Origin of the sequence: Terriglobus sp. TAA 43 (genome assembly GCF_000800015.1) — a bacterium.
In the GTDB taxonomy this organism is placed as follows: domain Bacteria; phylum Acidobacteriota; class Terriglobia; order Terriglobales; family Acidobacteriaceae; genus Terriglobus.
The window spans coordinates 1,596,282-1,611,956 of record NZ_JUGR01000001.1; the positions used below are offsets into that span (position 1 = coordinate 1,596,282).

13 protein-coding genes are annotated in these 15,675 nt (G+C 58.5%); 7 read left to right on the plus strand and 6 right to left on the minus strand.

What is annotated here, in order from left to right:
* Positions 1 to 18: 18 nt before the first annotated feature.
* Positions 19 to 849, minus strand: coding sequence for an alpha/beta hydrolase (locus M504_RS06665; protein ID WP_052200479.1), 831 nt, complete (start codon positions 847 to 849; stop codon positions 19 to 21).
* Between the two features lie 135 nt (positions 850 to 984).
* Between M504_RS06665 and M504_RS06670 the strand changes: the two genes are divergently transcribed.
* Positions 985 to 1,389: a DUF1801 domain-containing protein gene (locus M504_RS06670; protein WP_232296187.1), complete on the plus strand. Its 405-nt coding sequence runs from the start codon at positions 985 to 987 to the stop codon at positions 1,387 to 1,389.
* A gap of 127 nt (positions 1,390 to 1,516) precedes the next feature.
* Positions 1,517 to 1,864, plus strand: a complete 348-nt coding sequence (locus M504_RS06675; protein ID WP_047489338.1) for a YciI family protein — start codon at positions 1,517 to 1,519, stop codon at positions 1,862 to 1,864.
* Positions 1,865 to 1,926: 62 nt separating this feature from the next.
* Here the strand turns inward: M504_RS06675 and M504_RS06680 are convergent, their stop codons facing one another.
* Entirely contained in the window at positions 1,927 to 2,748 is an 822-nt protein-coding gene (locus M504_RS06680; RefSeq protein WP_232296188.1) for a DUF1080 domain-containing protein, read from the minus strand.
* A gap of 288 nt (positions 2,749 to 3,036) precedes the next feature.
* Between M504_RS06680 and M504_RS06685 the strand changes: the two genes are divergently transcribed.
* Positions 3,037 to 5,391 carry a hypothetical protein gene (locus M504_RS06685; RefSeq protein ID WP_047489341.1) on the plus strand — a complete coding sequence of 785 codons (2,355 nt, stop codon included), beginning with the start codon at positions 3,037 to 3,039 and terminating at the stop codon, positions 5,389 to 5,391.
* A gap of 94 nt (positions 5,392 to 5,485) precedes the next feature.
* Here M504_RS06685 and nusB read toward each other — a convergent pair whose 3' ends face one another.
* The gene (gene nusB / locus M504_RS06690; protein WP_047489344.1) at positions 5,486 to 5,926 is read right to left on the minus strand and encodes a transcription antitermination factor NusB; all 441 of its coding nucleotides are present in this window, start codon (positions 5,924 to 5,926) and stop codon (positions 5,486 to 5,488) included.
* Complete coding sequence (gene ribH / locus M504_RS06695) at positions 5,926 to 6,894, minus strand: 6,7-dimethyl-8-ribityllumazine synthase (RefSeq protein ID WP_047489348.1); 969 nt, start codon at positions 6,892 to 6,894, stop codon at positions 5,926 to 5,928. Before ribH ends, nusB begins: the two co-directional genes overlap by 1 nt.
* A gap of 33 nt (positions 6,895 to 6,927) precedes the next feature.
* Here ribH and M504_RS06700 point away from each other — a divergent pair, with 33 nt between their 5' ends.
* Together M504_RS06700 and M504_RS06705 are read left to right on the plus strand one after the other, a co-directional pair.
* Positions 6,928 to 7,566 (plus strand): redoxin domain-containing protein, encoded by a 639-nt coding sequence (locus tag M504_RS06700; protein WP_047489351.1) that lies wholly within the window; start codon positions 6,928 to 6,930, stop codon positions 7,564 to 7,566.
* Between the two features lie 35 nt (positions 7,567 to 7,601).
* The gene (locus M504_RS06705; protein ID WP_084214170.1) at positions 7,602 to 8,459 is read left to right on the plus strand and encodes a TIGR03435 family protein; all 858 of its coding nucleotides are present in this window, start codon (positions 7,602 to 7,604) and stop codon (positions 8,457 to 8,459) included.
* A gap of 83 nt (positions 8,460 to 8,542) precedes the next feature.
* Here the strand turns inward: M504_RS06705 and M504_RS06710 are convergent, their stop codons facing one another.
* Entirely contained in the window at positions 8,543 to 10,330 is a 1,788-nt protein-coding gene (locus M504_RS06710; RefSeq protein WP_198137542.1) for a protease pro-enzyme activation domain-containing protein, read from the minus strand.
* 203 nt (positions 10,331 to 10,533) lie between these two features.
* On the minus strand, positions 10,534 to 11,871 hold the full coding sequence (locus tag M504_RS06715; RefSeq protein WP_047489360.1) for a Gfo/Idh/MocA family protein: 1,338 nt from the start codon (positions 11,869 to 11,871) through the stop codon (positions 10,534 to 10,536).
* Positions 11,872 to 12,024: 153 nt separating this feature from the next.
* Between M504_RS06715 and M504_RS06720 the strand changes: the two genes are divergently transcribed.
* On the plus strand, positions 12,025 to 14,100 hold the full coding sequence (locus M504_RS06720; protein ID WP_047489363.1) for a M13 family metallopeptidase: 2,076 nt from the start codon (positions 12,025 to 12,027) through the stop codon (positions 14,098 to 14,100).
* A 278-nt stretch (positions 14,101 to 14,378) separates the two neighbouring features.
* Entirely contained in the window at positions 14,379 to 15,617 is a 1,239-nt protein-coding gene (locus M504_RS06725; protein ID WP_047489366.1) for a beta-propeller fold lactonase family protein, read from the plus strand.
* The last annotated feature ends 58 nt before the right edge of the window (positions 15,618 to 15,675 follow it).

The window sequence follows — 15,675 nt, forward strand, 5'->3', positions numbered from 1 at the left end:
GGTGGCGTTCTTCTTTGGTCAGGGAGCGACGAACCCTAACGAATGCAGGAACGCTATGATCTGCGCGTTGGTTTCCGTGAGGTACGGCTCGTTGCGATAGAAGGTGTGGACCTGATCGGGATAGATGTGCAGATCACACCGTGCGCCTGCGGCATTTAATTTCTGCGCATAGTCACGCAAAAGGTCGGCATGGATCACTTCATCCTTGCTGCCGCTGAGGATGAGTGTTGGCGGAACGTCTTTGTTGATGTAACTCATCGGCGAAAGCTTTTGATCGTTATGAAACATCGCGGCGGAGTAGTGAATGTCCAACGCGGGGTTTAACAGCACCAATGCATCGGGGCGTGCGGAGATACGAAGGTCGTCGTGCGAGTCGTCCCAACCGGGGCCGACTGCAGCATAGGCTGCGTTGTACCCACCTGCGGAACTGCCTCCTGCTGCGATCTTGTTCGGATCGAGATGAAGCTCAGCGGCATGTGCGCGAAGCCAGCGCATCGCGCTCTTTGTATCTTCGACGCAGATGCGCGGCTCTTCATGCGGATTCGGTGGCAGCAGGCGGTATTGCAACAGAATTGCCACAGCACCATGTTGCGCGATGGCCTTTGCCTGTTCGTTGTGCACGCCTGCAGCGCCGTTGGTCCAGCCTCCGCCATGCACCAGCAATACAGCGGGACGCTTCGCTGCGTAGTCCTTCGCGCCCATGTCTTTCGGCTCTACGATCCACATGCCGAGATCGCGGCCATCGACGGTCTTATATGTAACGCGATAGCCGATGGGCGGGTCCCATGTTTGCGCATGTGCAGAAATGTTCAGAGCGGCAAGCAGAACAAACATGCACCAGCGAATCATGAGCTTCTCCACATAGGAAGTCGTTACTTGGGGTGGCTTGTCTCAAGCTAAAGAATGACACGCCGGATTTCCAGAGATCGAGTTTCAAGCCATTTTATGAGTAACGAGTAGCATGTTCTCGAATGCGGGGACGTCATGATGATGAGGACAGAATTGTTCCGTTTGAATGGAACGGTTGAGCATGATCCTGCGATTGACCGTTGGCTACAGGAACGAGGTGCGCTTGGCGCCATCGCGGGGCAGTGGTTTGAGGTCATGCGAAAGTGCGGCGATGAGGTCAGAGAAGTTTTTCATGACGGTTGCCCGGTGGCGTGTGTGGGTGATGTTGCTTTCTGCTATGTGAATGTCTTCAAATCTCACGTCAATGTGGGGTTTTATCAGGGCTCATCATTGCCAAATCATGCAGGCCTGTTACAAGGTACGGGGAAGTTCATGCGGCATGTAAAGCTGCAACCCGGAGCGGACGTCGACGCCTCGTCACTGCGAAAGCTGATCGAACGAGCGTATTCCGATGCGAAGGAACTTGTAGAACGCGGATAGCCGTCACTGGCGCCACACATTTAAATCGAAAATTTCGTTGATCGTTGTCGAATTGCGAAACCACCGTTCGTCGTAGAGATAGAAGCAGAAAACAGTCCTGCCCGACCCAAACTTATGGAGAAAGACGATGCCACAGTATTTTGTTGCTGGATACCTCCCCGATGACTTCGACATGTCCACGATGGATGCATCCGTTGGCCCTGCGATCCATGCGCTCAACCAGGAGATGCTGGCTGCCGGGGTCAGGAAATTTGCCTGCGGCCTTGGTGCCACGAAATCCCTGCAAAAGCAGAGCGACGGCGAAATGCTGATCACCGATGGGCCGTATCTGGAAGCCAAGGAACACATCGGCGGCTTCTGGATACTGGAATGCGCGGATATGGACGAGGCGGTGACATGGTCGCGCAAAGGTATCGCCCTGACAGGTGGGCGAGGCGAGGTACGGGAGATTTTCTTTGTTCCGGCAGGCGAATAGCGAACTCAAAAACAGGAGAGGGGCGCTTGCGCGCCCCTCTCCTTGCTTCGTTATTTCAGACGTTACTTCGTCATGGGTTCGGTCCAGGGCTTTACTTCGCGAGCCCAGACATTGCGGAAGCTGATGGGCTCGCTCTTGTCGCCGTGAGCCTGCAGCTTGATGGGCGCTGTGTCGTAGGCCTTGTATTCCGCATGGCCGACATAGGCGGTTTCGCCCTTCAATTCAAAGTGGTTCTCCACCAGAACGCCATTCAGGAAGACGGTGACGTAGGCCGGGGTCTTCAGGCTGCCGTCGGAGTTGAAGCGGGGGGCGGTCCAGACCACGTCGTAGCAGGACCATTCGCCGGGCTTGCGGGCGGCATTGGCCAGCGGCACAGCCTGCTTGTAGACGCTGCCGAGCATACCGTTGGTGTAGGTGGGGTTGTTGTAGCTGTCCATGATCTGGACTTCGTAACCTGCGTCGCCCTTGCCGGTGGAGGCCAGGAAGAGTCCGCTGTTGCCGCGACCCTGACCTTCGCCGGTGATGCTGGCGGGAATCTTCCACTCCAGGTGAAGCTGGTAGTCCTTAAAGCGGTGCTTGGTCTCGATGTTGCCCACGCCGCCCTTCTTTACAGTCATGACGCCGTCATGCACTTCCCAGTCGGCGGGGGTGGTGCTGTCTTTGGCGGCAACCCACTGCGAGGTGTCCTTGCCGTCGAAGAGGACGATGGCGTCCGATGGCGGCTGGCCAACGGTAGCTGCCGGGGTTACGACGGGCGGAACCGGGTGGTAAAACTCGGTATCTTCGTGGGACGGCTTGGGAGCAGCCGTCTGGGCCGTGGCGCTGACGGCCAGAAGAGACGAGGCAGCAAGAAGACTCAGAGCGAAAAAGCGTGCGGGCATCATGGTGCAGCGAAGAATACCGCATCTGGAGCGCCGTAGACAGCCAGCAAAGCAAAAATGGCGTCCTTACAGCTTTCCACGGCCGCGGCCCCTCGAAGATTCGACAGAACTTCTGCTGCCAGGCGGTGGGGTCGTCCGTCTTAATAGGAAGAAAACATTCGGATCGCCGGGTGCCTCCGAATGTTTCTCCGACTCTGATTTACACTGAACCGTAGACATTTCCGGGCACTTTTCCGTCCCAGGTACAGACCGCAGCGCCACTACGCATCAGGCACTGCGGGGAGGTTTTCTTTGCGTCGTCGTTTCCTCTCGTTGTTCATCCTGTTGTTCTTCGCTTTGCCTGTCGGGATTTCGCTTTCCGGCTGCGCCAAGGGAACCAGCTCCGCGTTTTGCAGCGGCACCATTGGGCCTCGGGTCGGCGACCCGCAGACCATCACCCTGAATCCGACTGTTGGCGGCCTCAGCATGAGCTACGGTCAGACGCAGAACGTGACCACGCCCACCGCAGTGGATTGCAAGAACAACACGGTAAGTATTTCGAAGATCACCTACTCCACGGTGGATCCGAACAACGCCTCCAATATCCCTGTGGCGGACGTAAACCCGACCACCGGCCAGCTTTGCGCCGGCACGTGGAACCGCAATAACCCGGGCGGTGTGGCGGACTACACCTATTGCACCTCCAGCGGCAAGTCCGGCGTAGCCGAACTGACTGCGGCTGGCAGCGGCGCAAACAGCAATAAAGTACTGGTCTATGTGCATCCGCTGATCACGGCCATTACGCTGGGAACGGCGTCAACCGACTGTGTCAACGACCCTGCGACCAACTGCCCACAGTACACGGCTTCCGCTGTGACGTCTGCTTCTCCTTATGTGCCGAATACCTGCATCTCCTTCGGCCAGAGCGCGCAGCTTGTCACGCGTTTCTTTGCGGGAGCGCAGAACGTCACCTACTCCGCCGGCCATGCGACCTTTACCGCACAGACCGCCGGACTGCTGAACTTTGAAGACACCAGCGGTGTGGCAACTGCGATCGCTCCTGGAACGACGATTGTGACCGCGAACATCGCGCAGTCCACTTCGACGGCCGGCCTGATGTCCGTCTGCCCGCCGAAAACGATCACCATCAGCACGGCGAACGCCACGAACGGCAACGTCATCATCAATCCGAACACCACGGAACCCCTCACCGCCGTGGTGAAGGATGTGAACGGCGTTACGCTGACGGGTCTGACCCTGACGGTAACTTCGACCAACCCGGTTGCCGCCCCGGCATCGTCTTCTTCGATTGCCCCGGTCTTCCCTGGCGTCGCAGCGATTAATGCATTCTGCCTGCCGCCGAGCTGCAACCCAGCTCCCTACGGCAATGTGGGCCTGCTGGGCACGGGCAAGCCGGTGGCCTCCAACACCATTACGTCCACCACGCCGGGTAGCAACAGCACCCGTCTCTGGGTGGGTAGCACCGACTCGCAGTACCTGGTGCCGATCGATCTGACGACCAACGTCATTCCCTCGCCCATCAAGCTGCCGTACACGCCGACCTCGATGATCATGGCCCAGAACGGCACCACGATCTTTATGGGATCGCCTGAAGCGCTGATGACGTTCGGCACTACGAACAACGCACTACTGGCTTCGTACCCAACGATCCAGGGTTCGTTGCTGACGGTCTCACCTGACAGCGCGACAGCCGTTATCTCCGATAGCAGCCGCAAGGTCATCACGGTCTTCAACACGGCGACGCCCGCGATTGTTACCACCTATAACGGTGTAGCGACCCGCGCGGCATACACGCCGGATGGCTCCACGCTGTACGTTCTGACCACGGACAACCACCTGCTGGTGTACTCGGCCTTCACAAGCTGGCAGAACTATGACCTGTCTGCAACTGGCACTACGGATGTAGCAGTTGCCATCCCGTCGGTAGGTGCGTTTGTCACCGGCAATACGGCAGTCAATGCGCGTTCGTACTGCGCAGCCGTCGGGACCCCAACCATCTTCTATCCGCAGGCAGGAAACCTGACACTGTCCGCTGCAGTAAACGATCGTGCGGCTACCACCAACGATGGCAAGCATCTGCTGGATGTTCGCCTGGCCACCTCTGGCGGAACGCCGGTCGTGAACGACATCACCTTCCCGACCTCGACGGCGAATGACGGCGCTAACGGAACGCGCACCTTCACTGGTGTGCTTCCCACAGGCGACTGCCCTGAAGCTGGAGTTGCTCCGGTATTTGGTATGGCAGCGAACACCACGGCATCGACCAGTGTGACGACGACCTCTGTCACGGGAATCTATCCCACGTCAGATTCGACCCAGGCATTCACCACCTATCTGGCGGTGAGCGGTGCAGCTTCTAACGGCACCAAACTGCCGGTCTACTCGACCACTGGAGCTACCGCTGGAACAGTCACTTCCGTGACGCTGGCGAACGGAGCGACTGCACCGGTAACGGGTGTGTTGTCTTCGGACAACAAGTTCTTCTTTGCAGGTACGTCCGGCGACAACCAGGTGCATCAGATCACGCGTTCCACGCTGACCGATTCCACCCAGTTGAATCCGAAGCTGCCCAGCCTGACGACGACCGGTGGCACTGCGGTTCCGAATCTGCTGGTCCAGTACCCGCGTTCGGTCACCAACAACTAATCGAAATAACAGACAAAGAGAAAGGCCGCCATCGCTGGCGGCCTTTCTCTTTGTCTTGTTGCGAATCAGGAGCGCGTTCGCTGCGTTCGGTACATCACGAGTAGCGCTGTTCCATCACGGCACGCGAGATGGCATCCAGCACGCCGTTGAGGAAAGTGATGCTCTCCGGAGCGGCATATTTGCGACCGATTTCAAGCGCTTCGTTGATGATGATGGGGTGCGGCGTTCCGTTGAACGCAATCATCTCCGCAACTGCCGTACGCAGCAGGTTACGATCCACCACGGCCATGCGATGCACGCGCCAGTTCTGCGAGTGCTTGTCGATCAGATCGTCGATCTCATTGCTCCGTTCCATCGCCACGCGAAACAGGTCTTCTGCAAAAGACTGCGTCTCCAGATCGACGGTGGGATTCCCCTCATCGTCCTGACGGCTCTTCCAGAACACGCGACGCACTTCCACGGCGGTCTGCTTGCCCAGGTCCGATTGATAGAGCATCTGCATGGCAAGTTCGCGAGCTTTTCTACGTTGTCCCATTACTTTTGAAATCCTTCCGAGGCACGGTCGACGTCGACCTGTGCCAGCTTTCCTGCGGTCACGCCGCTGCCTTCGTGTTCACCGGCAGCCGCATGACCAATCTTGCGAGCGATGCTGACCATCTCAATGGCCGCGACCGCTGCTTCAAATCCCTTGTTGCCCGCCTTGATGCCAGCGCGGTTCAACGCCTGCTCCAGTGTCTCGCAGGTGAGTACGCCGAAGGCATGTGGCAATCCGGTGTCCTGCTGCGATTGACCGATGCCACGGGCGGCTTCGTTGTAAATCGCCTCATAGTGCGCCGTTTCACCGCGCAGCAGGCAGCCCAGCGTGATGATGGCGTCAAACTTGCGCTTGCCGCTGTCATCGCGAAGGTCCGCCATCATGCGCGCGGCAGCGGGAATCTCCCATGCTCCGGGTGCGCGGACAATCTGTACGTCGGTCAGTTTGCCACCGCTGCGTGCAATCGCATCGAGCGATCCCTGCAGCAAGCGATCTGTGATGACGGCGTTCCAACGTGCGACCACGATGCCAAACTTCATGCCAGCGGCCGACAGATCGCCTTCGATGGCAATGGGGCGCCCGGCCAGAATGTCTTCGCGCTCCCAGAAGCCGAAGACAAGGCCATCGCCCAGATCGACCGTGAACAGGCGCGATTTCCAATGTGTTTCTGCAACACCCGACAGGCGTCCGCTGATCTCTTCCGTGCGCAACTCGGCGCTGAGCCAGCGCTTTACGATGCCGTGCACAATGTCGAGCTGCGTGCATTCAATCAGCAGCTCCGGCACTGCAGGCGGTCGGCCAGTGACGAACTCCGCGTTTCCGAGAGGCGCGAGGAAGCTGACGCCACGGCCTGTGCCGTCGTCCCATCCCTTGCCCGGTTCGAAGCCAAGCTCCGAAAAAAGCGTGCTGAGCCGCTCCCACGCCGCCGACGAACCCACCGGCTTCACTACGGTCAAACCCTTGATCATTCTTTGATTGTAGAAGAGCGGTAGCATCTATTCATGGCACGTACGGAATCGAACACCGAACTTCCCCTGGGCGCGGTTTGCCCGGCGTTTGAACTGGAATGCGTTCTCTGCGATAAAGCGCTGGGGCGCGACGATATTTACGCCGGACCAGACGATCCGTACAACCGAAAAGGCCTGCTGGTGGCGTTCGTCTCCGTCCACTGCCCGTTTGTAAAGCACATGGAAGTGGCCTTCACCGCACTGGCCAAGAAGTATGCCGGTGAAATCGCCACCGTGTGCATCTGCTCGAACGATGAGATTGCCTTTCCGGAGGACGGCCCCGAAGGCATGCGTGAGCAAGGAGAACGGCTGGGATGGGACAAAGGCGCCGATCTCTGCACAATTCCCTATTTGCAAGACAGTTCGCAGGAGACGGCTCGGGAATTTCACGCGGCCTGCACGCCTGACCTGTATCTTTTCGATCAGGATCGGAAGCTGGTGTACCACGCGCAGTTTGACCGCACGCGCCCCTACCGCGAGAGCGACGGCAAGGCTGGTGTGGAACGGCATCCCGAAATCCACCAGGCAGCGCATGGAGCCGATCTGGAAGCGGCGATCAAGAACCTGATCGCGGGAAATCCGCCGCTGGAACACCAGGTGCCTAGCCTGGGTTGCAACATCAAGTGGAAGTGAGATCGTCAGGTTCGAAGTAAAGGGAGTGCTTCGGAATGCGCAGAGCAGTTTTCTCACAGCTGGTATGGATTGCCCTTGCTGGTTCGCAAGCCTTTGGCCAGTCGAGCCCTCTTGGAACTTCGTCGACGGACTATCACCCGACTATGACCTTCGATGTCGCTTCGATTCGAGAATCGAAGGTGGGCAACGAGATTGTCCACTCAACCTTCTACCCGCCTCATACAAGCACGTTTCGCACGCAGAACATCAACCTGTCCAATCTGGTAACTCTGGCCTACGGTGTGCAGTATTACCAGCTGTCGGGAAACCCGAGTTGGGATTTTGAGACGCTGTACACCATCCAAGCAAAATCGGACGCCGACGCGGATGCAAAGCTCGCACAACTGAGCGATCGTAATGCGCGGCTGGAAAAGCAGCACATGCTGCAGGTTCTGCTTGCGGAGCGGTTTCATCTTCAGGTGCACTGGGAAACTCGGCAAGGCCCTACTTATGACTTGGTGGTATCAAAGCTGGGGCTGCTTAAAGAAACGAGCGATGCATCTTCTCAAGAGGAAAATAACGGGAGGACCTACCCACCGCTGTACCAACGCAGCAGCAGTAAAGCCGGGTACGAGTTGGTCGCACATGGTGCTTCCATGGCCATGCTTTGCGATGTACTAAACGGCCAGTTTGGACGTCCCGTGGTGAATCAAACGGGCCTTTTGGGGAAGTACGATTTCGTGGTGCCGTACTACGGGCGCTTCGATGCGGATCGAAGGCCAGATGATACGAATCCGATGCCGACACTCGACCACAGCCTGGAAGAGAATCTCGGGCTACGCGTGAAAGCATCGCGCGGGGACATTCCAGTTGTTGTGATCGACCACGTCGATCAACATCCCCCGGAGAATTAAACGTCCACGTTGCAACCCGAAAATAAAAGGCCCCACGATCTTTCGTCGTGGGGCCTTTTGTTACTGGATTATCCAACTTCAGACTACGGGTTGCTGGGGGTCTGCGGCGTTCCGGCCGAAGGAACCAGCGGGGCAAGAAGGAATTGCTTGCCGATCACCGTGCCGTTGCCGAGAACGCGGTTGTAGCCCTTGTTGGTGGTGGAGTACAGGCCGTTGAAGCCGGGGATGCCCTGACGATAGACCTTCGTCAGACCCAGGTTCTGCAATGCAGCCAGAGCGTAGATGTAATAGTTCTCGTTGCCAATGCGTCTGCCGTAGCGCTGTACCGCGAGAGCCGTCAGTCCTGCGAAATCCGGCGCAGAAGCGCTGGTGCCAATGACCGAGTAATTAAAGCCGCCAATGGTGACGATGTCCGAACTATCGTCGGCACTGCAGGTGATTGCGCCCTGAGGGCAACCGCCCATGTGCAGCGATACATCCGGCACGGTGCGGTATTTTGCATTGCCGGTGTTTACCAGCGCCTGGAAGAGCGGCTTGCGGAAGTAAACACTGTCGCCGCCGCCCGAACCCCAGTACTGGCCGGTGGATGACGTGCCATAGAAGATGTCGCCTTCCAGCGGGTCAGCATAAGCCTGCTCGCGAACGTAGACAGAGTTCAAATCGGTGGACGAGGTTTGCGTTGTCACCAGGTTCGTTCCGCCGACACCGACGACATGCGGGCTGGATGCGGGGAAGCTGACCGCCGCGATGGCAGGTCCGCAGTCCGGGACGCCGTCAAAGCAGGCTGGCGGGAAGGCGGTCAACGCGCCTGCATCGCCCGAACTGGCAATGAAGGTAATGCCCTGCGCCGTTCCCTGCGCAAGCAGGTCATTCTCTTCCTTCAGCAGGTAGCTGAAGTCCGTGCCGTCGTTGTATTCCGCCTTGTAGAAGATCTCTGGCGAACCGAAGGACATGCTGACCACGTCGGCCTTGTTGTCGTTCACAATTTGCGACAAGCCCGCCATGATGCTGTCATCGGACAGGTCTGGCATGTTGTACAGGATCAGCTTCGCCTGCGGCGCCATACCGCCGGACTGCTGCAGATCAAGATGCGTCTCCGTGGAACCAACAGGATCATACGGCGCACCACCATTGATCTGCACCGTGGAGATCTTTGGCGTAGCGATCTTCTCGTGAGTGAAATATGCGTTCACATCCGTCGGGTTGTAATCGCCCGTCATCAGAATGCCGATAGTGACGCCCTTGCCGGTGTACGCGGTATACGACGGCCAGCCGTACGCCTGCTTCAGGTCCGTGAACCAATAGGGGCCTGCCGTGCTGTAACGATTCTGCGGGTTTGCCGCGGGTGCAGTGTGTACATACGAACGCGCGCGCACAAAACCGGAGAGACCAGACACGATTGCGCCGCTCTGCGAGAGCGCACCGGTGAGTGTCGGAGCCTGCGCCGCCATCACAGTCTTACGGCCATTGTGGAACGCTCCATCGTGCAGCGTAGTGCGCAACGCCGCTTCCACTGCGGATGCCTTGCCGCTGCAATGCAGCATTTGTGGACCGGCAACGGTCACATCAATTCCCTGCGCTGCCAGTTGAGCAAGAACCTCCTTTAGCAGCGAGGTGGAAGGCATGTACTTCGCCTTAAACTCGTCCGGCGTCAGCCATTTCTGATAGCGGGATGAGGTCGAGTCGTGTAATGCGGCGATGTCATTGTCGAGCGCATCGCGGTTCTGCAGAGGCAGGTAGATATTGAATCCCACCTGTTCTGAAGACGGCGCGCGGCCTTTGTCCAGCGCCTTTTCCGCAGCAAATGCGCTGGTAACGGTGAGTGCGATGGCAGCAGCGGCGACGTATCGGCAAGTCTTTATGGTGTTCACGTCCAGTTCCTCCGGGAGACGACACAAGAAAAGGGGGACGCAGCCAGAGCGATACTCCGCTCCGTGATGCGGACCCATGGATAGGGGTGCCTGCGAGAGTCGCATGCACCATTTGGCAAAGCAATGCACAAGAGGCTTAAGCCCCAACCGCATAAACAAAAAGCGCAGCCTTTCGCTGCGCTTCTTGTTTATGGATTGTTGATCTAGCTCTTCAGCTTCATGGCATCGGCGTCCCAATGAACGACGGTGCCCTTCTCCATACTGAGCAGGCTGAGCAAAGCTGCGCCAGCCGCACGATAGCCGAAGACCGCGTTTTCCGTGGGCTGCTGGCGGGTGCGCATGCAGTTGAAGAAGGTACGGAAGTGGTCGGCGGTGTCGTCGTAACCGGCGGGAGCGATGTAACGCTCCACACCCGTTCCAATCAACGCAGCACGGGCAGCGGCGTCTTCCGCATGCTTCTGCGCGTAGTCGGCCTTCAGGCGAGCCTGCATCTCGTTGGTGAACGAGCCAATGCTCATACCCGGTCCCTTTTCGCGCGGGACCTTGTTCACGATGACGCCGCGGCTGGTGATCTCCATGCTGCCTTCCGTGCCAACGAAGGTGAAGCCTTCGCTCTCTTCGCCACCATCGACGAAGTTCACACGCAGTTCCAGGTTCCAGTCACCGTAGTCATACAGGCCCAGCAGAACATCGGGAACATCGCGGCCATCCTTCCAGTAACGCAGACCACCAGTGGCATAGGCTCGCGAAGGGCCGTTGGTGCCGGTGATGAAGTGCGTTCCGCTGAACAGGTGGACAAATAGATCGCCCGCCACACCGGTGCCGTAATCCTTGTACTTGCGCCATTGGAAGAAGCGTTCCGGGTCCCATGCATGCTTGGGCGCGGCGCCCTGGAAACGCGGCCAGTCGCAGGTCTGTTCGTTGGCATCCAGCGGCACGGTGTATTCCCATGCGCCCTGCGCGGAGTTGCGATCCCAGTGGCCCTGGACCAGGTTCAGCTTGCCGATAGCACCGGCAGCCAGCAGTTCCTTCGCCTTGATGTAGATCATCGACGACACGCGCTGCGATCCGATCTGGATGACGCGGTTGTACTTCTTGGCCGCGTCAATCATCAGCGGGCCATCCGCGTATTCGTGGATCATCGGCTTTTCGCAGTAGACGTCCTTGCCCGCAGCCATCGCATCGATGGCAACCTTGCGGTGCCAGTGGTCCGGCGTGCCGATGATGACAGCGTCAATGTCGCTGCGCTTCAGGATTTCGTTGTAATCCTTGGTCGTCTGCAGGTCATTGCCCCACATCTCCTTGGAGTGGGCCAGTCGACCGTCGTAGCAATCGGCCACGGCCAGCAGTTTGACGTTGGGCAACGTCAGCGCGGATTTCGTGATCGACTGACCGCGTCCGCCCGCACCAATCAGGGCAACGTGGATCTGGTCGTTTGGCCCCAGGCGGCGTTCCTGGGCAAAGGTCCTCAACAGCGGAATCTGTGTTCCCGCAGCAGCAAGGCCGGCATTCCGCAAAAATGAGCGGCGATTCAATGACATGCTTTGTATTCCTCCAGCAGCACCCGTCATCGTAAGCGATGCGCCTATCATCTGCCCAACAGGGCGAATGAAAATGCTGCACTGACAGGTGAAATTCCAATACAGTATGGGGTACGTTTCCACTTCACTCCAAACGCACCAGAAGGACCCCGCATGAAGTTTCCCGCCTGTTCTGCGATTGCCGCCGTTGCCGTATTTGGCCTTGGTATGACCGCCTCTGCCCAGCAGATGTCTCTTGCTCTGGATGGGCAGGAAGCTTCCATCACCGTTCCGAAGCCTGCGGTATCCATGGACCTGGCCGCCATCGATAAGACGGCCGATCCCTGCACTGACTTTTACGCCTACGCCTGCGGCAACTGGCGCAAGGATCATCCCATCCCCGCAGACAAGGTGCGCTTTGGCCGCTTTGACGAACTGCAGGAGCGCAACGTCTATACCGTCTACGCGCTGCTGAAGGACGCCGCCGCCAGCCCGAAGACACCGTTGCAGACCAAGTACGGCAACTTCTTCGCAGCCTGCATGAATGACGATCTGGCAGAGAAGCTGGGCGCAAAACCAATCCAGCCCGTGCTGGCTCAGATCGACGGCTGGAGCGACAAGAAACAGTTGGCAAAGCTGGTGGGTACGTTGGAAGACGTTTACGGCACATCGCTGTTTTACGGCTTCGGTTCGCAGCAGGACCAGAAGGACAGCAGCAAGCAGATTCCCGGACTGTTCCAGGGCGGTATATCGCTGCCCGATCGTGACTACTATCTGCAGGACGACGAGCGCATGGTCACGCTGCGCAAACAATATGTGGAGCACGTAACGAAGATGTTCGTCCTTGCGGGCGACTCACCGGAGAAGGCCGCCGCCGAAGCTCAGGCCGTGCTGAAGATTGAAACGGCACTGGCGCAGGCCTCGATGCCACGCGTGGAACTGCGTGATCCGGCGAAGCGTTATCACCCGCAGCCGATCACCGAACTGCAGGGCTACACGGCGAACTTCCAGTGGAGCGACTACTTCACTGCCATCAAGACGCCGGTGACAAACCTGAACGTGGGCACGCCGGATTTCTTCAAGGGATTCAACGATCAGATCGCTTCGTCCAGCACCGACGACCTGAAGAGCTATATGCGCTGGCATGTGATTCACGGCTCGGCGGGCGCATTGAGCAAGGCGTTTGATCAGGAGAACTTCCGCTTCTTCGCGCAGACACTGCAGGGCCAGAAGGAACAGGCACCGCGCTGGAAGCGTTGCACGCAGCAGACCGATGCCGCACTGGGCGAAGCTGTTGGTGCGGACTGGGTGGCAAAGTACTTCACCCCCGAAGCCAAGAAGAACATGCAGGAACTGGTGCACCAGCTTGAAGCAGCGCTGGGTGATGACATCAAGAACCTGGATTGGATGAGCGCCACCACCAAGCAGGAGGCGCTGAAGAAGCTCTCAGCCTTCCGCGACAAGATTGGTTATCCCGAAGTCTGGCGCGATTACAGCAAGCTCGAAGTGAAGCGCGATGATCGCCTGGGCAATCTGCAGCGCGTCGATATCTTTACGGATCGTCGTGACCTGAACAAGATCGGCAAGCCGGTAAACGAGAAGGAATGGGGCATGACACCGCCCACCGTCAACGCCTATTACAGCCCGGCGATGAACGACATCAACTTCCCTGCCGGCATTCTGCAGCCGCCGTTCTATGACCTGAAGATTGATCCGGCTGTGAACTACGGCGCCATCGGCGTGGTGATTGGCCACGAGATGACGCACGGCTTTGACGATCAGGGCAGCAAGTTCGATCCGCAGGGCAACGTACGTTCCTGGTGGACAGACGCCGACAAGGCTGAGTTCGACAAGCGCACCCAGTGCGAAGTGGACGAGTACGGATCGTTTGAACCGGTTCCGGGCACCAAGCTGAACGGCAAGCTGACGCTGGGTGAAAACACCGCGGACAACGGTGGCCTGCAGGTAGCCTACATGGCCATGCAGAAGGAACTGGACAAGCTGGGTCCGGATTCGCGCAAGTCCATTGACGGTTACACACCGGAGCAGCGCTTCTACCTGGGCTACGCGCAGGTGTGGTGCGAAAACACCCGCGACGAAGCAGCACGCGTTCGCGCCAAGACCGATCCGCACTCGCCCGGCCGCTTCCGTACCAACGGCGGCGTACAGAATCAGGCGAACTTCGCAAAGGCGTTCTCCTGCAAGCAGGGACAGCCGATGGCACCGGTAAACGCTTGCCGCGTCTGGTAAACGAACACGCACTCCCTTAAAGGAAGGGCGCGGCTCACGTAGCCGCGCCTTTTTCTGAGGAAAACAATTCCTTTTCGAGCCAGAACTTAGGGCTAACCTTTGCCACAAATCGCCGTCTACTCGGCACAGTAATAAGAAGCGGTAAAGGTTCTGACAGCGGCGGTGGCGGAAATCCCCCGCGGCGCATACAATCAACAGAGCATTTTCACTTCCCAGGCGAACGTGTGTCTTGCCGGTGGCATGTGTCCGGGGCCGCCCATGGGAATCGAAGGAAACACATGAAGTTGAGTGGAATCGGCCGGAACGTTCTGGCCTGTGCGGCAACAGTAGGTCTCTCCCTGGGAATCACCTCGTGCGGCAGCTATACGGTTGGCTACCTGTGGGTAATGGAAGGCCAAACCAGCAGCAATAGCGCCGCGGGCACCATTACCGGCTACAAGATTGATAACTACTCCGGCAACCTGACGGAGATGGTGCATTCGCCCTTCCCGGCCGGTGGCAGCAACCCTGTTATGGGCGTTGTGAAGCCCGGCGGACGCTACCTGTATGTTCTGAATCAGGGCGACGCGAATAATTCCGTTTCTCAGTTCAGCGTCGGCGGCGACGGTGTACTGACTTTCCAGCAGGCATTTGCCAGCCAAGGCGGAACCCCCGTCTGGATGGACATCAGCACTGGTGGCGACTATCTGTATGTTCTGGACAAGGTGTCCCCGGACAGCAAGACCACCTGCGCTTCTGCGACCGGCTTGCTGACGGCTGCATGCGGCGCCATCACAGTTTTCGCGATTGACGCCGACACTGGTCGTCTGTCGCTGGTGCAGAACCAGTCCGTGAAGAACAACGGCACGTACCTGACCTACACCTCGACCGGCCCTCAGCCGACCCGCATCAAGACCACTTCGTCTGCCTCTGTCATCGTCGTCAACGGCGACCAGACGGTGACCTCACTCGCAGTGGGCACTGGCGGACAGCTGACGGTGAATGCGAACTCGACGCAGGTCATCGACCAGACGCAGACCATCAACATCACCTCCATCACTCTTGGTGGCAGCTACCTGTACCTGACCGATGGTGCAAACAACCGCATCCTGCAGTACACGGTTTCCAGCGCAGGCGTTCTGCAGCCTGTAACCGGTGGCCAGGTGGCCAACTTCGTCAGCGGCGCGACCCCGGTCTGGACCCTGACGGATTCCGCCAACAAGTGGCTGTATGTTCTGAATCAGAACAATACCTCCACCTCCACGTCCAAGAGCTCCGTCGGCGCGTACCAGATTCTGAGCACCGGCCAGCTGCAGCAGCAGGGTGGCCAGTTGAACCCGTATTCTGTAGGTTCCGGTCCGGTTTGCATGGTGGAAGACCCCTCCAAGCAGTGGGTGTACACCTCCAACCAGGATGGAACGGTGACGGGTTACCACATCGATCACAATCAGGGCACGCTGCAGGTTCTGCAGCACGGCTCCACCTTCCAGGCAACGGGACGTCCGGCCTGCCTGGTCGTCAGCGGCATCACGAGCTAGCACGGGAATATGCGGGATGGTCGCAAGGTCATCCCGCAACCGGCAACACGATTTGAGG